This is a genomic window from Streptomyces sp. VNUA24, assembly GCF_029167005.1.
Classification (GTDB): domain Bacteria; phylum Actinomycetota; class Actinomycetes; order Streptomycetales; family Streptomycetaceae; genus Streptomyces; species Streptomyces scabiei.
Window position 1 is genome coordinate 6,090,212 of record NZ_CP119143.1, and the last position, 20,744, is coordinate 6,110,955.

Below are 20,744 nucleotides of genomic sequence, written 5' to 3' on the forward strand. Positions count from 1 at the left end.
CGATGACGACCAAGCAGGCGGCCGAGCGGTACGCGCTCGTCGCGGCGGGAGTCGTCATCGTGGCGCTCACCGCCGGCGGGTTCTGGCTGTCGTACGCGCACCTCGCCGAGGTGGCCGGACAGCACGGTCTCAAGAGTTCGCCGGTCCGTCAGTGGGCCTGGCCAGCGACTCTGGACGCTTTCATCGTCGCGGGCGAACTGCTGATGCTCCGCGCGGGCCTGCGCCGGGTGACCGACGGCTGGGCCATCGCCCTCACCGCCACCGGGTCGGCCGGTTCCATCGCGCTCAACGTGGCCGGGGTCAGCGGCACGGGCAACGCCAGCGCCGTGCCTCTCCTCGACTACGTGGTCGCCGCGGTTCCCCCGACCGCCGCGCTGCTGGCCTTCGGCGTCCTGATGCGGCAGATCCACCAGCTCGTCGACCAACCCGCCGACCACCCGTACGCCGCTTCCGTCCAGGCGCCGGAACCACCGGTCACCGCGCACGCCAAGCCCCCGGCCGAGCTGGTCCGGCCAGCGGAGCCTCCGGCGGCTGGTTCCGTCCAGCCGACGGAACCACCGCCCGAGGTTTCGGAGAGCAAGCCGCGGGGTGGCCGTCCGCCCAAGGCCACGCTCGCGGAGCTCGTGGAGGTTGGGCGGATCGCCCTCGCTGAGCACGGCACTCTCAGCCGGTCCCTTCTCCGGAAGGCAGTTAAGGACAGGGACTTGACGATCGGCAGTCAGCGGCAGACCGAGGTGATGAGGATCCTCCAGCCCGATATCGAAGCCGCCGCCGAGACCGGTCCGAACAGCGGCTGACCGGAAATCCAACGGGGTGACCGGAACCCCTTTCCGGTCACCCCGCCCAGCCGACCACTGCCCCACTCGCCGTCCGCTTGTCCACACCTGTGGATGGCGTGCTGGCCACCAGCACTCCGCCAGCCCTTGCCTGCCGACCCGCCTGCCCCCGCTTCTTCCGGAGAACCGCCCGTGACACACGCTCCGCACCGCTCCGACCACACTCCCGACGAGCCGCTGCCGCTGACGAAGTCTCTTACGCTGATGGGGCGTTTGCGCCGCGCGTTCGGACGGGCTGCCCCTGGCGGAGCCAGTAGTACCCCGAGTCCGACTCAAGGCCGGACTTCGGGGGTCTCCGCCCCGGGGGTGGCGGAGACGGCCCGGCGCCAGGGGGCGCCGGACCAGGGGGTCGGGGCCGAGGGCGGCCCCGACCTGGACACGCTGCACTCCGTCCAGCAAGCCGTCCTACGCCCCGAAGACAGCGCCGTCGTCGTCGGCGAGCCTGCCGTGCAGAGCGTGCAGCCCACGATCCGCCGCTTCACCGGCACCAAACGCAACGACCGCGTCGGCCCGCTGCGCTTCACCGGCGACCAGCGAGCCCACCTCCAGCAGGCCGCTGCCGAGCACGGCTACAAGGGCGACTCCGGCTTCGCCGCCGACATCGTCCTCGCCTTCATCACCGGCCGGTTCACCGCCAACCTGCCCCTGTCCGAAGACCGCCGCCGCATCCACATCTTCCGCGCCCAGGTCCTGCGCCAGCTCAACCGGATCGGCGTCAACATCAACCAGATCGCCCGCGCCCTCAACAGCGACCACACCCCACCCGACATACGCCAACGCCTCAGCGAACTCCACCACCTGCTGGAGCTGATCGCCGAGGCCCTGCGCCAGCCCACCGACCCGGAGGAGGCCGGGACAGCGTGATCGCCTCCATCAAGCCCGCCGGGACCAACACCCGTGGCCTGCTCGCCTACCTCTACGGCCCCGGCCGCCACGACGAGCACCTCGACCCGCACATCGTCGCCGGCTTCGCCATGCTCGGCATGCCCGACCCCGGCCGTGACGAGAACGCCACCCTCACCGAACTCGCCCGCTACCTCGACGAGCCCGTGCGGCTGCGTAACAGCGAGTTCGGCAAGCCGGTCACCGACCACGTCTGGCACTGCCCGGTCCGCGCCGCCCCCGAGGACCGCTACCTCTCCGACGCCGAGTGGGGCGAGATCGCCCAGCGCATCGTCCAGGCAGCCGGCATCGCCCCGGCCAGCGACGACCTGGCCTGCCGCTGGATCGCCGTACGCCACGCCGACGATCACATCCACATCCTCGCCACCACCGTCCGCGAAGACGGCCGCCGCCCCAAGCTCCATGACAGCGGCCTGCGCGTCGGTGACGCCTGCCGCGAGATCGAGAAGGACTACGGGCTGCGCCGCCTGAAGAAGGGTGATCGCACCGGCGCCCGCCGCCCCACCCAGGCCGAGATGCACAAGGCCGAACGCCTCGGCTGGGATGAGCCTAGCCCCGAGTGGCTCCAGGACCGCATCCGTGCCGCCATCCCCCACGTGACAGGCGCCGAGGAATTCATCGCCTACCTCGAAGCCAGCGGCGTCGAGGTCCAGGTCCGGCGCGGCCCGTCAGGCGACCTCCTCGGCTACGCCGCCGGCCGACCCGGCGACGTCAACGAGGCCGGCGAGCAGATCTACCATCCCGGAAGCAAGATCTCCCCCGACCTCTCCCTGCCCAAAATCACCGCCCGCCTCGAATCCAGCCAGCCCGAAGAACACCCCACCGCCCGCCGCAACCACCCCAGCACCCCGTGGCACCAGGCCACCGACGCCCTCGACACCCTCCACACCGACCTCGCCGACGACACCCACGCCCAGGCCCACATCACCGCCCTCGGCGAACTCCTCGAAGCCACCGCCCAGAAGGCACCCGCCAACCTGCGCGCCGAACTCCAGGCCGCCTCCAAGGCGTTCGCCCGCGCCCAGCGGTCCCAGGTCCGCGCGGAAGACCGTGCCGCCCACGCCCTGCGCAGCGCGGCACGCGACATCGTGCACACTGCCACCGGCCCAGACGGCAGCGCCTTGGCCGCCCTGGTCGCAGCCCTCGTCTGGGCCGCCATCGTCGCCGGGCGCTGGCATCAAGCGAAGAGCCATGCCCACCAGGCCGACGCTGCCCGCGAGGCCGTCCAGCACCTCCAGAGCGCTGCCGACCATGCCATCGCACCGGTGCTCGCCGAACTCACAGTCCGGCCGCCCAGGGAGCAGGCCCGCCGTGTTCTGGCCAGCGACGTACGAGCAGCCGTCCCCGACCACGCCGAGCGGATCCTCGCCGACCCGGCCTGGTCCGCGCTCGCCACCGTCCTCGCCGACGCAGAAGCCCGCGGCCACCAACCCCACCAGCTCCTCAAGGAAGCCGCCGCCCAACGCGAGCTGACCACGGCCCGCCAACCCGCTCGCGTGCTCATCACCCGCATCCAGCACACCGGCCGAAACCCAGCACCCAACCGCCGAGCCGAAGCCGCCCGCCTGCAGACGACCACAGCAGGCTCGATCCCCACTCAGCAGACCCGAAACGGTCGGCTCCCAGCGGTGACCCCATCGCCTACCGAACAGCAGCACCGACAGCGCCGGTAGGCACCCAGCGCAGTTGCCCATCCGGCATGGCCAAATCTGACTTGGAAGCGGAAGGTGGCTGGCCCGCTGTCTCGACACCACGGCGCCCACGAGGCGCTGAAGGTTCGGGTCGAACCCCTCATTGACGTGGTGGACGTGGTACTTGGGCGGGCCAGCGGCGGGTTCTGAGCCGGTACAAGCGCTCCGGCTGAACGCCATGAACGGGCCCGGCTACCGGTGCTGGCCGGTAGGCGTGACGGCGCACGGCGCAGCTCTGATCACGACCGCGCGGACAGTATGGGGGCGAGCAGCTCCAGCACTTCTTCCCAGCGGTAGCGGTCGGCCCCGCCGCCAGCCTTCGGTCGGTGGGGCTCGTACGAGCCGATCAGGACGCCCATCTCGCGCAACTGCTCCAAGCTCCTGCGGTAGGCGGGGTGGGCGGCCTGGGCGGAGTTCAGGTAGGGCAGTACGGCGACGGGGATGTCCATCGCGGGTGCTTCGCACAAGATGCCAAGGGCGAGGTTGTCGGAGATTCCGGCGGCCCATTTGTTGACGGTGTTGAAGCTGGCCGGGGCGACGGCGATCGCGTCGGCGGGCCGGGTCGGGCGCGGCTCGCCCGCCGACCGCCAGGCCGAGCGAATGGGACGGCCGGTCTGGGCCTCGATCGCCTCCACGTCGAGGAAGCCGAGCCCTTGCGGAGTGGTGACGACACCGACGTCCCACTGCCGCTCGTGCGCTGCGGTGATCAGTTTGCCGACGTCACCGGCGACTCCGGCCGCGCAGACCACGATCTGGAGGAACGGCTTGTCGGGCTGGTCACTCACGCGGGCACTCCCAGTTGGCGGCTGAAGTGGTGCAGTTCGGGCAGGGCCCGGCGGCGGTCGCGGGCTGCCATGTCGGCGACCAGTTCGCGTACGGCCGGGCGGCGGATGTCCTGTGCCGCGCAGCTCTCGGCGATGCGCAGGGCCTGGTAGCCGTCGGCGAGTCTGCCCTGCTGACTGTAGGCGCGGGCGGTCTCCACCCACAGGGCGGCCCGGCGCTCGGGGACGGGAATGTGGCGGCGCATGAGGGGCCGGGCGGTCTGCAGGGCTATGCCGGCGTCGCCGAAGGAGACGGCCGCGCTGACCTTGTGCAGGGCGACGTTGGTGGGGCTGAAGTTCGCCCAGGCGTCTGGCTGGTCGAAGGCGACGTAGCGGGCCACTTCCTTGGCCTCGGTGAGGAAGTCCTGGGTGGTGTCGCGGTCGCCGTTTCTGCTGGCGGCGGTTGCCCCGCGCAGCAGGAGCAGTCCGAGTGCCGCCAGGTAGCGGGGGGAGCGCTGGTCGTAGGAGCCGGTGAGCTGGTCGGCGGTGTGGCGGACCATGTTCACGGCTTGGGCGGTGTGCTTGTCCCGTACGAGGGCGTGGGCGTGTACGCGGACGCTGGCGGCGAGGACGATCGGGTCTCCGGATCGTTCTGCCTCGGCCATGGCCCGACCGGCCGCGAGCCAGGCGTTGCCCTGGTCGGCTCGTTTCAGCAGCAGGCTCACCGATGTCTGGTATGCGGTCGCGAGCAGCCCGGACGCCTCCGCCGAGCCAGCTGTGCCACCGTCGGCGGCTTGGCGCAGGTCGGCGATCAGTCCCGGCAGGGTCTGCTCCAGTTCCGCGTAGTCGCACACGTAGAACATCCGGCGTACTGCCCGCACCCGGTCCCGCAACTCGTCGATGCCCAACGCTTGCCCGGTGGCGGCGGGGCCCGTGCCCGGCATCAGAACCTGGATCAGGTCGTGATGCGCAGTGGTTGACGATGGCGATGAGGGCGGCGGGGCCGCGAGCGCGGCCACGCTCGCGGCGAGGAAGGTACGGCGGTGCATGTCCTCTGCTCCGGGCTCGGCGGCGGGGCTGGTGTCAGCAGCGGCGGCGAGGCCGAGACGGTGCGGTGGAATGTCCAGCACCTGCGCGACCTCGCGCAGCGTGCGCACGTCCTCCGTGCCCCTGCCGCTTTCCAGACGGCTCACCTTCGACTGGTGATACCCCAGTGTGGCGGCCACGTGCTTCTGCGAGCGCCGCTGTAAAACACGTGCCTGACGGATCACTTCGCCGATCCGTCAGGCCTCGCTCTGTTCTTCGGCCATCTGTGCCACGGCCCCTCCTGCCGTCGCCGATCCTGCCTGCTCAACCGAGCGTAACTGAGCGGCGATTCACCGCGATGCGGCTCCTGCATAAGTGATGCAGCCCCAGCACACGGCGTAGTCCCGCTTGCCTCCGGAGCGGTTGCGTGGAGCAGCCGCACCGATCCAGGAGGCAGCTCATGGAAGCGGACCAGATCCGATTCTCCGTTCACGGCACACCTGCCGCCGCCCGCTCCGCGCGGCGGCGGCTCGCGAACGGGATACGGGGCTGGGACGCTTCCCTCGACCAGGACCTGCTGAACACGGCAGAACTGGTCGCCGCCGAGCTGCTGACGAACGCGGTACGGCACGCGGGCCGCGGCCCGATCTCGGCCGGCGCCCGCCTCGACGGCGAGCGTCTGCTGATCGAGGTGACCGATGCCAGCCGCAAGGTCCCGCGAGCCGGACTGCCGGACGCGGAGGCAGAGGGCGGGCGCGGCCTGTTCCTCGTCGCCGCCCTGGCCGATCGCCACGGAGTCGATCCGCTGCCGTCCGGCAAGCGGTGCTGGGCCGAGTTCAAGGTCGGCGGCCCCCTCCAACCCTCACGACACGTTCCTCTGCAAAGGAGTTGACGGTTGACAGCCGTACGGATCCCTCCAGTCGCCGCCGAAGTGGTGGCCATCCGACCCGGGAGCCCTCTCACCGGCTCCGTGACGGTCGACGGGTCCAAGAACGCAGCCCTGCCGCTCCTGGCCGCCGCGGCGGCACTGCCCCGCCCGGTGCACCTGGACAACGTCCCCGCGAACGCAGACGTCGAGACGATGCTCGCCCTGCTCCAGCAGGCCGGCTGGCACACGGCTCGACCCGTCAGCGACCCGCAGACCGCAGCGATCCTGCCGGGCGACAAGCCCGAGGCCGGGCCCGACCTCGACATCGCCGCCCGCATCCGGGCCTCGTACTACCTCGTCCCCGCCCTGCTCGGCGCGTACGGGCGGGCGCGGCTCCCCTGGCCGGGCGGCTGCCGGATCGGGGAACGCGGCATGGAGCAGCACTTCAAGGTCTACGAACGCTTCGGCGACCGCACGATCATCGACGACCACGGCTACGTCGTAGAAGTAGCCAGCACTCCCAGGGCCGGAACCGTCTCACTCACGCTGCCCTTCCGCTCCCGAGGCGCGACCATCGCCGCCCTCCTGCGCGCGGTCGTGGCCGGACGGCCACTGCGGCTGGGGATGCCCAACCTCTCGCCGGAAGTGCTCGCTGTCGTAGAAGCGTTGCGGGCGGCTGGCTGGCAGTGCCGAGTGAGCGAGGCGCTTCTCGCCCTCGCGCCGCCCTTGTCTGTTCCCACGGAGAGCATCGTCTGGCGGGTGCCCGGCGACAAGATCGAGGCCGGGACTCTGGCGTGCGCGGTCGCGGTCACAGGCGGCGACGCGCGCATCTGCGGCGTACGTGCTGACGATGTCGTCCCCTTGGTCAGGGCCTTGCGATGGCTCGGGGTCCCCGCCTACGCGGAGGACGACGTACTCACCGTCCGAGCGCGAGACAGCAGTCCCACCAGCCGGTCACTGCGAGCCGTCGCTTCCCTCGCCCCCGGTGGCCTGGACGCTGACTTCGAGCCGTCCCTGATGGCCTTGGCCCTCACCCGCCCCGGCACCCACCTCTTCTCCGACACCATCAACCCCGGCCGCCACGGCAACCTGCTGCCGCAGCTGGCCCGTCTCGGTGCCGCGATCCAGGAGCTGTCCTCCACCAAGTGTCGTCTCACTGGTCCGCAGCAGTTGACCGGCGCCGGAGTAGAGGCCACCGACATCCGCACCGGCTCCGCCCTGCTCATCGCCGGCCTGACCGCGCACGGCGTCACCACCCTGGGCGGCCTCGACCAACTCCGACGCGGCCACGCCGACCTCCCCACCAAGCTGTACACCCTCGGCGCCGACATCTGCGAGGTCACGCCATGAACCGGCACTTACGGCGGATCATCGCCACGACCGACGTCCACTCCGCCTTCGCCTCCCCCGCACCGATGCTCGCCCATCTCCACGCAGCCAGGGCCGAAAGCCTGATCGTGGACTGCGGCGACTTCTTCGAAGGCACCGGCTTCTACCGCCTCGGCCAGGGCCAGATCGAGCGCGAGATCCTCACCAGCCTGTACGACCTGCTGGCCCCCGGGAACCACGGCTGGCGCCACCACTTCGAGCCAGAACTCCGCGAGATGACCGTGTGCGCCAACACGACTGACGACGCTGGCAAGCCCCTCTTCGACCGCGTACGCATCGAGCGGATCGCCGGCCGACGCGCCGCCGTCACCGCAGTGATCGGCACCCAGGCGTTCAGCGCGATTCCCGCCGGCGAACGGATCGGTCACCACGTCACCGATCCTGCCCAGGCACTGCGCGAGGTGATGCTCGCACACCACCACCGCGCCGACACCTGGATCGTGCTGTCCCACTCCGGATTCGACGAGGACCTGAAGCTGGCCGCCGCCTGCCCCTTCGCGGACGTCATCTTCTCCGGGCACTGCCACAGCGACACGTACGGCCCCGTACCCGTGGGCGACACCCTCGTGGTCAAGGGACGCGAACTCGGCATCGGATACGCCACCGCAGAGCCCATCGGAACCGGCTGGGCCGCCCGCACGGGCACCTTCCCCAGCTCGCACGGGCTGCCCGAGGCCCTCGCCACGGTGCAAGACAAGATCGCACTCGCCAGCCGGACGCTCGCGAGCCCGCTTGGCATCGTGAACGAGCCCTACCGCAATGCCCCGTTGGACCGGCGCCAGTTGCTGGCAGAGGTTGCCGGCCGACTGCACTCGGGCCTCGGCGCGGACGCGGTCGTCCTCAACGAGACCGCCCTGCGCTCCACGCCGCTCGACGAAGTGCTCACCCTCGGTGACCTGCTGACCATCGAGCCCTTCGACAACCAACTCGTCCACGCCCGCCTCCCCGACGACCACGCCCAGGACCACGAGAAGCTGCTCAGCCACCTCACCGACCGTGTCGGTCCTCTGGTCATCGCTCCCACTCCTTTGCCCCCGGCGACGAGGAGCGTGTTGACGACTGACTACCTCGCCGACAGCCACCTCGGCGGACGAACACATCAAGCCGGACTACGGCTCGGCCAAGCCGTGCAAAGCGTCCTGGCCACACCCCTGGCGGGTACCGCCCCCACCGTCGCAGGAGGCGAGCGATGATCCTCACCGGCCCCGAGATCACCACCGCTGCCCACGACGGACGCCTGACCATCGACCCCTTCGAGCCGGGCCAGGTCAACCCCAATAGCTACAACGTCCGCCTCGGCCCCACCCTTCTGACCTACACCGACACCGTGATCGACGCCCACCGCCCCAACCCCACCCACGAGATCACGATCGGGAAGAGCGGATACGTACTCCGGCCCGGCGAGCTGTACCTCGGACACACCGTCGAACAGGTCGGCTCCGACACCTACGTACCGCTGCTCTTCGGCCGCTCCTCCGTCGGCAGGCTCGGGCTGTTCGTCGAGATCACCGCCCCGATCGGCGACATCGGCTTCCACGGCCAGTGGACGCTGATGCTCTCCCCGATTCGCCCGCTACGGGTGTACGCGGGCATGTGTATCGGGCAGATCATGTTCTTCGTCTCCACCGGCGCCATCGCCCCCTACCAGGGCAAGTACCAGGCCGCCGTCGGCCCGCAGCCCTCCGCCTACTGGCGCGACACGGCCCGGCTCAAGGCGGTCGCCTCGTGATCCTCACCGGCCCCGCGATCAGCGCCGCGATCCAGGCAGGCGAGATCACGATCGACCCGTACGACCCCGCCCGACTCTCCCCGAACGCCTACGACTGGCGACTCGGCGACACCATCCGTATCTGCGACGGAGACCTGGACGCAGCCGTCCCCACCGAGTTCGCCGAGCGGACCATCCCCGCCGCGGGCCTGGTGCTGAAGCCGGGTGTTCTCTACCTCGGCGTCACGCTGGAGAGGACGGGCTCCGAGACGTACGCGCAGATGCTCAACGGCGATCGGACCATCGGGGCGCTCGGTATCTGGGTCCACGTCTCCGCCCCGCTCGGCCACCAAGGCCACGCCATCCGCTGGACCCTGGAGATCCGCGCCGTCCGGCCGGTGCGCATCTACGCGGGCATGACCTTCGGCAAGCTCGTCTTCCTCAGCGCCTTCGGCACACCGGCCAGCTACCAGCACCAGGTCGCCAAGTACGCGGCGTCGGACGGCATCGACATCTCCCGCCTCTACGAAGAGAACCCGGGAGGATCCCGGTGACCCCGCAACCGACCGCTGGGCCGCTGGCCGCCACCCTGCTGGACCTGCCCGCCGGAAGCCCAGGAGGCAGTGTCGAACTCTTCCTCGACCTCTACACGGGCGAGCAACCACTCATCCCCGCAAGGGCGTTCATGCTCGCCCCAACCGGCCCGCGCCCTCACCTCCCGGTTGGCCTCGACCTCCTCCAAGTCCCCGGAAAGTGCCTGGAGGGACAAGCCTTCACCCAATACGTCGCCGCCCTTCGCTCAGCTCTGGCTGCCGCGATCGACCCGACCCTGATCGACGTGCTGCATCTGCAGCACCTCACCTTCGGCGCCACCCCCGCCCTGATCCGCGCGCTCCCCACACACCCCCGCATCGCCTTGGTCCACGGCACCGACCTGCTCTTCGCCGAGATCCACCGCGACCAGCTCCAGGTGCTGCGTGAGACGACAAAGGCCGCCGACGCCATCGTCGTCCCCACCAGCGCGATGGCCGACCAACTCCGCAAACTCGTCCCACTGGTCAACCGCCGCAAGATCACCCACATCCCCTGGGGCATCCCCGACCACCTGATCACCGACCCACCGGCCCGGCCTCCCTGCTCGCCGACGAGCCATCTGCGGCTGCTGTATGCGGGTCGACTCACGGCCGAGAAGGGCGTCGAGGCCCTGGTGAAGAGCCTGGCCTCGGTGCCGGGCGTCGAACTGAGCATCGCCGCACCGCAAGCCCACTTCCACACCCTGACCCCGCTCCTGCAACGAGCTGGCGTACGAGCCCGCTACCTCGGCTGGCTCCGCCGCCCACAGCTGTGGAAATCCTTCACCGACCACGACCTACTGGTCATGCCCTCCACCACCCTGGAAGCCATGGGCCTGGTCGCACTGGAGGCCCAAGCCTGCGGCCTCCCGGTCCTCTACCAACCCGTACCCGGCCTCAGCGAAGCCCTCGCCGCCTCCGGCGTGGCAACCGACTTCACCAACCCCGCAGCCCTCGCCCGTGACCTGGACCGGCTACGCACGACACCTGGCCTGCTCCCGGCTCTGCGACAAGCGGGCTACGCGAACGCCGCCCACTACCCGCTCTCCGCCACCGCCCAGGCCCTGACCGATCTGGGTCGCCGGCTCACCTAGAACCACCCTGTCCAGCCGATGTCCGACACGCCATTGCCACACCCCACCCACCCCCGTCACTACGCTGACCGGCGGGATGCCCACGGCGAACAGGGAGAACATGACGTACCGCACCGACCGCATCGAACTCCTGCTCGACGAAGGCGTCCGCGACAAGGTCTACCCCGGCGCCGTCTGGGCCGTCGGCGACGCCTCCGGCATCCGGGCCCAAGGCACCACAGGAGTTCTCGACCCCGACGAACCGAACGCTCCGATGCGCTCCGACACCGTCTTCGATGCCGCGAGCCTCACCAAGATCCTCGCTGTCTGGTCCTCCGTCGGAGCCCTGTGGGAGGAGGGCAAACTCGACCTCGACTCCCCGCTGGGCGAGTTCTGGATGGAGGTCGACGGCCACCCGCTCGCACCCGTGACAGCCCGCCAACTCCTCACCCACACCGCAGGCGTCCCGCTACGGGCCCAACTGAAGAACCTGTACGGCACCGACCCCCAGGACATCCGCGACGGCGTACTGCACGAAGCCCTGCACCGCCCACCAGGCGAGGCCGTCGAGTACACCGACCGAGCCGCACTCATCCTCGGCTACCTCGCCGAACACCTATCCGGCCAGCCCCTCGACGAACTCGCCACGGAACGGACCTGGCAGTCACTGGGCATGAACTCCACCCGCTTCGGCCCCCTACCCGCAGACATGGCCGCCCGTTGTGCGCCCACCGAACTCGACTCGGACACCAACACCCACCTCAAGGGCACGGCCCACGACTTCTCCGCCCGCCTCCTCGGCGGCGTGTGCGGTATCGCAGGCGCCTTCACCGTCCTGGACGACCTCGCTCTCTTCCTGCGCCACATGCTGGACCAGAACCGCGTCCCGGAACGGGCAGGATTCGGGCCTGCCTGGACGGCGGAGTCACTCACCATCCAGACGGGCCGCCTGACCCCCGCGCGCGGCCTCTTCTGGCACCCCGCACCCGGCGTCGATCCGTCCGACGACATCTGGGTCCACTACGGCTTTACCGGCACCGGCATGTGGATCTCTCCCCAGCGCCAGCGGTGGGCGGTCCTGCTGACCAACAAGCTCTACTACACCCGCGACAGGCAAGCCCTCACGGATATTCGCAACGCCTTCCGCACACTTGCCTTCGGCTGAGCCTGTCAGCTGGGCGGCTTCTTTGTACGGCCCGCGCTATTCGCCGTTCATGTAGCGGCTGACGAGTTCGGCGTGAGGAGGGTTCGCTCCGGCGGAGGAACAGGTCAGGGCGGCGACGTGGGCCGCGAAGGTGCATGCGTCGGTTACGTCGGTGAGAGACAGCGTGTCGAGTCGGCCGCCGAGGTGTCCGAGGGCGGCGAGGCGGTGGAGCAGGCCGGCGGTGAAGGAGTCTCCGGCGCCGACGGTGTCGACGACGTCCACGGCCGGGGTCGGGACGGTGACGTGTACGCCGTCGAGGGAGGCGAGGGCGCCGCGTTCGCCGAGTGTGATCACGACCAGGCGAGCACCGGCGGTGTGCCAGGTGTCGCATGCCTCTTCGGGGCTGACGCCTGGGAGGAGCAGGTCGAGGTCGTCCTCGCTGAGGCGGAGGATGTCGGCGAGGGCGCACCAGCGAGGCAGGCGTTCGCGGTACGCGGCGGGCGGTACGAGCAAGGGGCGGACGTTGGGGTCGATGGACACGGTGGCGTGTTCGCGGGCCTTGGCGAAGTGGTCCTCGATGCGGGTGCCGCCGGGGTGGCGTATCAGGGCCAGCGAGCCGGTGTGCAGGCAGGCCGCGCCGTCCCACCCGGTGGTGGCGAGTTCCTCGTCGGTCCACTGCCAGTCGGCCGTGCCGTCGGCGTAGAAGGTGTACGTCGCCTGGCCGGACTTGTCGAGGTCGGCGATGGCGAGAGTGCTCGGCTCGGGGGCGGTGACGCTGTCGGTCAGGTCGACGCCGGAGGTGCTGAGCCGGGTGCGGAAGAGGGTGCCGAAGACGTCGTCGGAGAACCGGCCGAGGAAGCGCGTGGGGGTGCCGAGCCGGGCGAGGGCGACGGCGGTGTTGGCGGGGCCTCCGCCGGGCAGGGCGCGCAGCACGAGTTCGCCGGGGTCCGACCGGGCGGGGTCGGTGAAGGCGTCGGCTACGCACTCGCCGAGGACGGTGATGCTGGTGGAGGACCCATGTCGGGGCATGGTGGCGGTCTGCCTCTCTCAGGAAGCGCGTGGGGGTGTCGCGCTGGGCCTGTCGGTCGAATGAACCAGGGCCTGTCCGGGCGGCGGGGAGGAACACCGGACAGGCCCTGGTGGATCAGGAGGGCCGGCTGTCGGTTCCGTCGCGGAACAGCAGGGCCGTGGTGTCCGGGGGCAGGAGGCCGTCCTTGTCCAGGGGGCCTGAGATGAGGAGCGGGCCATAGCCGGTGGGAAGGGGAATGGGCTGGTCGGAGAGGTTGACCGTGCAGAGGAGGCCCTCGCCTCGTTCGAAGAGGAGGGTGCCGGGCGGGCTGTCGAGCCAGCGGAAGTCCTCGGCGGTGAGGCCGGGGTGGTCGCGGCGCAGGCGTAGGGCCGTGCGGTAGAGCTGGAGCATGGAGGTGGGGTCGGCCTGGTTGGCCTCGGCCGTGTACGCCTTCCAGTCCTCGGGCTGGGGGAGCCACGGCGGGGCCCCGGAGGTGCTGAAGCCGAAGGGTGGGGTGTCGCCGGTCCAGGGGAGGGGGACGCGGCAGCCGTCGCGGCCTCGGACGGTGTGGCCGGTGCGTTCCCAGATGGGGTCCTGGAGGAGTTCCTCGGGGATGTCCTCGACTTCGTAGAGGCCGAGTTCCTCGCCCTGGTAGACGTACGCGCTGCCGGGCAGGGCGAACATCAGCAGGGCGGCGGCGCGGGCTCGGCGGGTGCCGAGGGCGAGGTCGGTGGGGATGGGCTTGTCCCGGAACAGGGCCTGGACGCCGGTGTCGGCGCGGCCGTAGCGGGTGACGTGACGGGTCTCGTCGTGGTTGGACAACACCCAGGTGGCGGGGGCGCCGACGGCGGCGAGGCTCGTGATGCTGCGGTCGATGACCTCGCGCAGTCTGCCCGCGTCCAGGGGGCACTTGAGGAAGTCGAAGTTGAAGGCCGTGTGGAGCTGGTCCGGGCGGAGGTACTCGGGCATGCGGCTGGGGCGGACGTGGGCCTCGGCGACGAAGACGCGGGGGTCGGGGTAGCTGTCGGCGATGGCGCGCCAGCTGCGGAAGATGTCGTGGAGGCCGTCTCGGTCCCAGTGCGGGTGGTCCTGCTGGTCCTCGCCCGTCAGGACCGAGAACTCGGTCAGGCCGAGGTCGGGGAGCGCCGGGTCCTTGATCATGCCGTGGGCGACGTCGATGCGGAAGCCGTCGACGCCCAGGTCGAACCAGAAGCGCAGGATCGACTCGAACTCGGCGCGGACTTCCGGGTTCTCCCAGTTCAAGTCGGGTTGTTCGGGGGCGAAGAGGTGGAGGTACCACTGGCCGTCGGGGGTGCGGGTCCACGTACGGCCGCCGAAGGCCGCGTGCCAGTCGTTGGGGGGCTCGCTTCCGTCCTCGCCCCTGCCGTCGCGGAAGATGAACCGGTCGCGTTCCGGGGAGCCGGGGGCCGCCGCCAACGCCTCCTGAAACCAGGCATGTTGGTCGGAGGTGTGGTTGGGGACGATGTCCAGGATGACCCGCAGGCCCAGCTCATGCGCCTCCGTGATCAGTTGCTTCGCCTCGTCGAGGGTGCCGTAGGTGGGGTGGATGTCCCGGTAGTCGGAGACGTCGTAGCCACCGTCGGCCAGCGGGGACGGGTACCAGGGGTTGATCCAGATCGCGTCCACGCCGACGTAGGCCAGGTACTGGAGGCGGGAGCGCAGGCCCGCGATGTCGCCGGTGCCGTCGCCGTCGCCGTCGGCGAAGCTGCGTATGTATACCTGGTAGATGGCGGCCGTGCGCCACCAGTCGGCTTCGGGGTGCGGCGAGGTGGGGGTGGGGTCGGTCATGGTGCTCGGTCCTGACTGTCTGGAGAAGAAGGTGGTGGGGGGCGGGGGTCAGCCCTTGACCGAGCCCTGGAGCAGCGCCTTGACGAAGTGGCGTTGCAGGAACAGGAACACGAGGATCGTGGGGGCCATGATCAGCAGGGCGCCGGCGTTCAACAGCACCTGGTCGGTGGCGTATTTGGTGGTGAACGCCTGCAGCGCGCCGGCCATCGTCCGCTTGTCGGGATCGTCGATCAGCACCAGGGCAAGCAGGAACTGGTTCCAGGTGGACAGGAACATCAGCAGCGCCAGGGAGGCGATCGCGGGGCGGGCGAGGGGGAGGTGGATGTGGAACAGCGCCCGCCAGGGACCCGCGCCGTCCATGCTCGCCGCCTCGGACAGTTCCTTGGGGACGCCGGCGAAGTGGGCCCGCATCCAGAACACCGCGAAGGGCATGTTCATCCCGATGAGCGGGAGGATCAGCGCCCATTGGGTGCCCAGCAGGCCCATGGCCCTGGTCTGTTCGTAGAGCGGGACGATCACGATCTCGTACGGGAGCGTCAGCGTCATCACCAGGATGATGTAGAAGACGCGGCCGAGGGGGATCTCCAGGATCGCGATCGCGTACGCGGCCATCGTGGAGATCAGGACCGCTACTGGGACCACGCCGAGCACGATCAGGGTGCTGGACTTCAGCAGGGTCGTGATGTTGGCGACGTTCCAGGCGTCGACGAAATTGTGCCAGTGCGGGTCGGAGGGCCAGCTCAGGCCCGAGGGGAAGGTCCCCTGGGGTGCGAGGGCCGCGCTGACCATGCTCAGCAGGGGTACGACCGAGTAGAGCGCGGCGGCCGTGATGAGGATCAGTCCGGGAGCGCGGCGGCGAAGTGACCGCAGGCTCTGTGTCTGCGTGCGTTCGGGCATGGTCACTTCTCCCGGAACAGGCGCTGGAGCGGTACGACGACGGCGATCACGACCAGGGCGAGGACGACGGCGAGGGCGGAGGCCGCGCCGAGGCGGGCGTCGTTGAAGGCCAGGGTGTAGACGGCGACGCCGGGGACCATGGTCTGGGTGCCGGGGCCGCCCTGGGTGGAGAGGTAGACGACGTCGAAGCTGGCGAGGGCGGCGATGATCGTGATGGTGACGCAGACGCCGATCTCGTTGCGCAGGCCGGGCAGGGTGACGGCGAGGAACTGGCGGATCGGTCCGGCGCCGTCGATGCGGGCGGCCTCGTACAGGCTGCCGTCGATCTTTCCGATGCCGGAGAGCAGCAGCATCGTGCACAGCCCTGTGGACAGCCAGGTGCCGATGAACCCGACGGCGGTCAGGGCCCAGGTGAAGTCGGCCAGCCAGGGGCGGGCGAGGGAATCGAGCCCTACGGCTCGCAGGATCTGGTTGATCACGCCGTTGTCGGAGTACATCCAGGTCCAGGCGACGCCCGCGGCGGCTCCCGGGATGATCTGCGGGAGGAAGAGGAGTGTGCGGGCCAGTCCTCCGGTGAAGCGGCCCTCCAGCTGTCTCAGTACGGAGGCGGTGATCAGGGCGATGGTCACCGGCAGGACCGTGAAGAAGAGGATCAGGTAGAACGCGTGGAGCAGGGTGGTGAACTGCTCCGAGTCAGTGAAGACCTCGGTGTAGTTCTCCAGACCCACCCAGGTGGAGGCCCCGATGCCGTCCCAGTCGTAGAAGGAGTACTGGATCGACATCAGTACGGGATAGAAGTTGAAGACGCCGTAGAAGGCGAGGGCGGGGAGGGCGAAGAGCCAGCCGGCCCACCGCCGGGCCCGGAGCCTGCGACGGCTCCGGGCGGCGACGGCGCCCACCTTGGTCGGTCGGGTGGAGGACATGATGCTCAGCTGCTCTTGAGGGCGTCGGCGTAGGTGGTCTGGAGGGTGTTGACCATTGCGGCGGGCTTGACCTTGCCGGAGACCAGGAGCTGGAGCTGCTGGGTCAGCTTGGTGTTGACCTCGGGGGCGGCGTTCTGCAGCCAGCTGTCGAAGCCGTTGTCGACGGCGATGGTGGCGTAACCGCCCTGGATCTGGTCCGTCAGTGTGCCGGACAGCGACGGCTTGCCCGGGGAGGCCGTGCCGTCGGTCAGCGCGGCGTAGCCGTTGTCGACGGCGACCTTCGCGGCCTCGGGGGTGGTGAGGAAGTCCAGGAACAGGCCGGCGGCGTCCTTGTTCTTCGAGCGCGCGGCGATGGAGAAGGCGAGGGTGTTGCTGGTCATGCCCGTGTGCGGGCCGTTCTTCTCGGCCGGCGGCATCGGGAAGACGCCGTACTTGCCCTTGAAGTTCTTGTCGATGGTCTGGGTGATCCAGCTGCCCTGGAAGAAGAGCAGGCCCTTGCCGCCGGTGAACTGGCCGTACGACGCCTCCTGGTTGAGGGCGTTGACGTCGGAGGCGAAGTAGCCCGCCTTGATCCACTTCTGGAGGGTCTCGGTGGCCTTGACGGCATCCGGGGTGTCCAGGGTGGCGTCCGGCTGGTGGTAGACGATGGCGCTGAGCTTGTCGGCGCCCATGTAGTTGCCCAGCAGCAGGCTGTAGAGGTGGCCGATCAGGCCGTCCTGGTTGGAGGCGACGATCGGGGTGATTCCGGACTTCTTCGCCTTGGCCATGACGGCTTCGAGCTCGGCGATCGAGGACGGCACCTTCTTCATGCCGACCTTGGCGGCCAGCTCCTTGTTGTAGAAGACGCCGACCAGCGGGCCTGCCGAACCGCCCGCCTGGTAGAGCGGACCCTCGCCGATCACGCCGTTGGACACCCGGCCGGGTGCCAGCGCGGAGGCGGGGACCTTCGCACTCCAGTCGTATGCCTTGTCGTAGGCGTCGAGGTTGGTGAGCAGGCCGTCCTTCACGCCGCCGAGGAGGTCGGAGGGCTGGACGATGTCCGGCGTTGAGTCGGAGGCGAGCAGCCTCGGCAGCACGGTGTTGTAGTTGTTGTCCGCCTCGACCCGCAGCTTGACCTTGATCTTCGGGTACTTGGCCATGAAGGCGTCGGCCAGGCCCTGCTCGTAGGTCTCCAGACCGGCCGCGGAGAACAGGGTCAGGGTCGCGGCCTTGTCGGCGACGGCCGTGTTGACGGCGGTCGGGGTCGCGTTCGCGGAGCCCGAGTCCGAGCCGGGGGCGCTGCACGCGGCGAGCGTGGCCAGCGCGGACGCGGCGGCGACGGCCGCCAGCGGGGTGCGCAGACGACGGCCGACGGTTCTGGCGGGGGAGGTGGGGTGCTGCTGCTTGGGCATGATGCCTCCTCGCATCCATGCGGCTGCCGTTCCACATCAATGGTCGGCAGACAGAGGGTCGGTGCGCTTCCCCTGCCTGGGCCGCTGGATGCGCGAAGCAGGTTTCGGAAGCGTTTCCGTTGCCGAAAGACTGAGCTTGCCGACCGAGCCTGTCAAGTAACGAAACCGCAACATGCATTTGACGTGCCGAAACGATCAGATGGCCGCATGGGGCGACATTCGACCCGGCGGAACCTCTCGGAAACCCTTCCGAGAATTATGGAAGCGTTTCCGAAATCTTCCCGGAGTGGGTTAGCCTTCCCGCATGGCGCAGAGCTCCCAGAAGATCAACATGGCGGACGTGGCCCGTGCCGCCGGCGTCTCGATGGCCACCGCCTCACGCGCGCTCAACAACGAGACCGGCGTCGCCGAGGCCACCCGCCGCCGCGTCCTCGCGGTCGCCGAGGAGCTCTCCTACGTGGTCTCCCCCGAGGCGTCCCGCCTCGCCGGCGGCGACACCGGCCGAGTCGCGGTCGTCGTCCCGCACATCTCCCGCTGGTTCTTCGCGGCGCTGCTGGAGGGCCTGGAGTCGGTGCTACGGGCCGCTGACCTGGACGTCCTCCTCTATCACGTCGACGGCATCGAGGACCGGCACGACTTCTTCCACCGGCTGCCGGCGCGGCGCAAGGTGGACGCGGTGGTCGTGCTGGCCTTCCCGGTCGGGGAGGAGGAACAGCGGCGGCTGGAGCTGATGGGTGTCACGGTCATCGCGGCGGGCGGCCAGCACGCGCCGTACCCGAACGTGTCGATCGACGACGAGACGGCGGGCCGTCAGGCCATGGACCACCTGCTGTTCCTGGGCCATCGCCGGATCGCGATGATCGCGGCCGTGGACCCCGACCAGCCGGACGAGGTGCAGCCTTCGGGGCGCTCGAACGCGTACTACGCCGCCCTGCGCGACGCGGGTATTGATGTGGACGAGCGGCTAGTCGTGACCGTGGACTGGGGTGGGGGTCAGGGGGCCGACGCCATGGCGAAACTTCTCAGTCAGCGGGAGCCGCCGACGGCCGTCTACGCCCACTCGGACGAGGTCGCCCTCGGCGCGATCCGTACGCTGCGGCGGGCCGGGCTGCGCATCCCGGAGGACCTTTCGGTGATCGGCATCGACGACCATCCTGTGGCCGAGCTGACGGACCTGACGACCGTGCGGCAGCCGGTGCGGGAGCAGGGGGAGCTGGCCGGGCGGATGCTGCTGCGCATCCTGGGGGGCGAGGAGACCGAGCGCGATGTGGTCGTGCCGACGCAGCTCGTCATCAGGGGGAGCACGGCGCCGCCGCGCGGGTAGCCTCCCTCTTCCACCGGGCTCGGTTCATGTATGCGTGGGGACGGGATTGTCAGTGGTCGCCCGTAGCGTAAGTGAAAGGAGCGAGTCGAGAGGCCACGGGCATGAATGCGAGCTACTACCGCGGGCAGTTGGAGCGGAAGAACAAGGCGCGTGCCGACGCGGACAAGAAGGTCGGCGAGTACCGCCGTAAGGAGGCCGACAAGCGCGGCGCCACCGCCAAGGCCCGTGCCGCAGCAGCGAAGTCGAAGAGCGCCACCACGGTGAAGAGCAAGCTTCGCGAGGCCGACCGCTACGAGGATCAGGCGAATGCCGCAGGGCGCGATGCAGCGTCGTGGACTGCCAAGGCCGCCAAGTACGGCCAGGAAGCAGCCGACCTGCAGGTCAAGTTGGCCAAGGCGGAGCAGTCTGAGCGCCAAGCGGCCGAACGTGCGCGTGAGCGTGAGCAGAAGGAGGCGGAGCGCCGGGCAGCGGCCTCGCAGCGGATGATCCATGGGCGTCTCGCCGCCACGGAAGGGCAGGTCAGCGTCGTGCTACGGGAGCTGAGGGCACCGAAGCCGGAGAAGCTGCGTGTGCTGATGCTGGGAGCCTCCTCGGAGGGGGACCTCCGGGTGAACCGGGAGCAGGCGCGGATCCGGAGGGCGGTGGAGCAGGCACTGCACCGTGACCTTGTTGCCCTGGACGTCCGCCCTGCCGCAACGACGGATGACCTTCTGGACGGACTCAGCCAATTCCGTCCACACGTTGTGCACTTCTCCGGCCACAGCGACACTGACCTGATCGCCTTCGAGCAGGACGTCGACGAACCCCACGAAGGTGCCGTTGTCACGGCCCGTGCCTTCGCGAGCGCGATCAAGGCCACCGACGACCCGCCGCTGCTGGTTCTGCTCAACTCTTGCCACTCCGCCGCCCAGATCGACAACCTGGTTCAGACGGTGCCCTTCGCGATCGGTATGGCGGATGAGATCGGCGACGGGGATGCGATCACGTATGCAGCACGGTTCTATGCCTCCGTCGCCAACGGTCACTCCGTCCAAGCGGCACATGACTTGGGACGAGCGGCCGTCGAACTTGCCGGCCTACCCGATCATGAGCTCCCGACGCTCGCATGTGCCACAGACGTGGATCCCAAGGCGACGTTCCTGGTCAAGCCCCCGCAGTGACGGCACCTCCTGAGGACACATCTAGGAAACGGCGTCGACCAGTGAGTACTCCGAGATCTGTTTCTGCAGTTCAGCGCATGGACAGCCACGAAACCTCTGGTCGGCGCCTGTCTTCCCAATCGCTACGCGAATGACGGAACCTAAGTCCCCGACTCCACGGGTTGGTGTACCAGCTGGCAGCCCCTAATGCGTGAGCGATGCGTGAGCGGACGCTTCGGCACGAGGCGGGAGGTGGTGGATCGTCAGTTACGGCGTACATG

General features: G+C 69.6%; 19 protein-coding genes. 12 read left to right on the forward strand and 7 right to left on the reverse strand.

Going from position 1 to position 20,744, the window contains the following annotated elements; genetic code table 11:
- Nucleotides 1–2 precede the first annotated feature (2 nt).
- From PYR72_RS26070 to PYR72_RS26080, 3 genes are all read left to right on the forward strand, one after another.
- The gene (locus PYR72_RS26070; protein WP_275457560.1) at nucleotides 3–797 is read left to right on the forward strand and encodes a DUF2637 domain-containing protein; all 795 of its coding nucleotides are present in this window, start codon (nucleotides 3–5) and stop codon (nucleotides 795–797) included.
- 345 nt (nucleotides 798–1,142) lie between these two features.
- On the forward strand, nucleotides 1,143–1,700 hold the full coding sequence (locus PYR72_RS26075; protein WP_275457561.1) for a MobC family plasmid mobilization relaxosome protein: 558 nt from the start codon (nucleotides 1,143–1,145) through the stop codon (nucleotides 1,698–1,700).
- Nucleotides 1,697–3,412, forward strand: a complete 1,716-nt coding sequence (locus tag PYR72_RS26080; protein WP_275457562.1) for a mobilization protein — start codon at nucleotides 1,697–1,699, stop codon at nucleotides 3,410–3,412. The genes PYR72_RS26075 and PYR72_RS26080 overlap by 4 nt, the downstream gene beginning before the upstream one ends.
- A 257-nt stretch (nucleotides 3,413–3,669) precedes the next feature.
- Here the strand turns inward: PYR72_RS26080 and PYR72_RS26085 are convergent, their stop codons facing one another.
- Together PYR72_RS26085 and PYR72_RS26090 are read right to left on the reverse strand one after the other, a co-directional pair.
- Nucleotides 3,670–4,215 carry a flavoprotein gene (locus PYR72_RS26085; protein WP_275457563.1) on the reverse strand — a complete coding sequence of 182 codons (546 nt, stop codon included), beginning with the start codon at nucleotides 4,213–4,215 and terminating at the stop codon, nucleotides 3,670–3,672.
- A complete protein-coding gene (locus tag PYR72_RS26090; protein WP_275460517.1) occupies nucleotides 4,212–5,471 on the reverse strand; it encodes a helix-turn-helix transcriptional regulator in 1,260 nt (419 codons plus the stop codon). The genes PYR72_RS26085 and PYR72_RS26090 overlap by 4 nt, the downstream gene beginning before the upstream one ends.
- A gap of 206 nt (nucleotides 5,472–5,677) precedes the next feature.
- On the opposite strand from PYR72_RS26090, the gene PYR72_RS26095 reads away from it, so the two are divergent.
- The 7 genes from PYR72_RS26095 to PYR72_RS26125 all read left to right on the forward strand — a co-directional run bounded on the left by PYR72_RS26095 (nucleotide 5,678) and on the right by PYR72_RS26125 (nucleotide 11,992).
- Nucleotides 5,678–6,109 carry an ATP-binding protein gene (locus PYR72_RS26095; RefSeq protein ID WP_275457564.1) on the forward strand — a complete coding sequence of 144 codons (432 nt, stop codon included), beginning with the start codon at nucleotides 5,678–5,680 and terminating at the stop codon, nucleotides 6,107–6,109.
- A 39-nt stretch (nucleotides 6,110–6,148) separates the two neighbouring features.
- A complete protein-coding gene (locus PYR72_RS26100) occupies nucleotides 6,149–7,435 on the forward strand; it encodes a UDP-N-acetylglucosamine 1-carboxyvinyltransferase (RefSeq protein ID WP_275460518.1) in 1,287 nt (428 codons plus the stop codon).
- Nucleotides 7,432–8,667 carry a metallophosphoesterase gene (locus PYR72_RS26105; protein WP_275457565.1) on the forward strand — a complete coding sequence of 412 codons (1,236 nt, stop codon included), beginning with the start codon at nucleotides 7,432–7,434 and terminating at the stop codon, nucleotides 8,665–8,667. The genes PYR72_RS26100 and PYR72_RS26105 overlap by 4 nt, the downstream gene beginning before the upstream one ends.
- On the forward strand, nucleotides 8,664–9,203 hold the full coding sequence (dcd, locus tag PYR72_RS26110; protein ID WP_275457566.1) for a dCTP deaminase: 540 nt from the start codon (nucleotides 8,664–8,666) through the stop codon (nucleotides 9,201–9,203). The genes PYR72_RS26105 and dcd overlap by 4 nt, the downstream gene beginning before the upstream one ends.
- Nucleotides 9,200–9,736, forward strand: a complete 537-nt coding sequence (locus tag PYR72_RS26115; RefSeq protein WP_275457567.1) for a deoxycytidine triphosphate deaminase — start codon at nucleotides 9,200–9,202, stop codon at nucleotides 9,734–9,736. The genes dcd and PYR72_RS26115 overlap by 4 nt, the downstream gene beginning before the upstream one ends.
- Nucleotides 9,733–10,848: a glycosyltransferase family 4 protein gene (locus tag PYR72_RS26120; protein ID WP_275457568.1), complete on the forward strand. Its 1,116-nt coding sequence runs from the start codon at nucleotides 9,733–9,735 to the stop codon at nucleotides 10,846–10,848. The genes PYR72_RS26115 and PYR72_RS26120 overlap by 4 nt, the downstream gene beginning before the upstream one ends.
- Nucleotides 10,849–10,948: 100 nt before the next feature.
- Nucleotides 10,949–11,992 (forward strand): serine hydrolase domain-containing protein, encoded by a 1,044-nt coding sequence (locus PYR72_RS26125; RefSeq protein WP_275460519.1) that lies wholly within the window; start codon nucleotides 10,949–10,951, stop codon nucleotides 11,990–11,992.
- A gap of 36 nt (nucleotides 11,993–12,028) precedes the next feature.
- Here PYR72_RS26125 and PYR72_RS26130 read toward each other — a convergent pair whose 3' ends face one another.
- The 5 genes from PYR72_RS26130 to PYR72_RS26150 form a co-directional block, all read right to left on the reverse strand.
- Entirely contained in the window at nucleotides 12,029–13,000 is a 972-nt protein-coding gene (locus PYR72_RS26130; RefSeq protein WP_275457569.1) for a carbohydrate kinase, read from the reverse strand.
- Between the two features lie 115 nt (nucleotides 13,001–13,115).
- Complete coding sequence (locus PYR72_RS26135) at nucleotides 13,116–14,789, reverse strand: alpha-amylase family glycosyl hydrolase (RefSeq protein WP_275457570.1); 1,674 nt, start codon at nucleotides 14,787–14,789, stop codon at nucleotides 13,116–13,118.
- Nucleotides 14,790–14,837: 48 nt separating this feature from the next.
- Entirely contained in the window at nucleotides 14,838–15,686 is an 849-nt protein-coding gene (locus PYR72_RS26140) for a carbohydrate ABC transporter permease (protein WP_275457571.1), read from the reverse strand.
- A 2-nt stretch (nucleotides 15,687–15,688) separates the two neighbouring features.
- Nucleotides 15,689–16,609 carry a sugar ABC transporter permease gene (locus PYR72_RS26145; RefSeq protein ID WP_275457572.1) on the reverse strand — a complete coding sequence of 307 codons (921 nt, stop codon included), beginning with the start codon at nucleotides 16,607–16,609 and terminating at the stop codon, nucleotides 15,689–15,691.
- Nucleotides 16,610–16,614: 5 nt separating this feature from the next.
- Nucleotides 16,615–18,000 carry an extracellular solute-binding protein gene (locus PYR72_RS26150; RefSeq protein ID WP_275457573.1) on the reverse strand — a complete coding sequence of 462 codons (1,386 nt, stop codon included), beginning with the start codon at nucleotides 17,998–18,000 and terminating at the stop codon, nucleotides 16,615–16,617.
- Between the two features lie 304 nt (nucleotides 18,001–18,304).
- Between PYR72_RS26150 and PYR72_RS26155 the strand changes: the two genes are divergently transcribed.
- Nucleotides 18,305–19,324 carry a LacI family DNA-binding transcriptional regulator gene (locus PYR72_RS26155; RefSeq protein WP_275457574.1) on the forward strand — a complete coding sequence of 340 codons (1,020 nt, stop codon included), beginning with the start codon at nucleotides 18,305–18,307 and terminating at the stop codon, nucleotides 19,322–19,324.
- A gap of 101 nt (nucleotides 19,325–19,425) precedes the next feature.
- Nucleotides 19,426–20,484, forward strand: a complete 1,059-nt coding sequence (locus PYR72_RS26160; protein WP_275457575.1) for a hypothetical protein — start codon at nucleotides 19,426–19,428, stop codon at nucleotides 20,482–20,484.
- The last annotated feature ends 260 nt before the right edge of the window (nucleotides 20,485–20,744 follow it).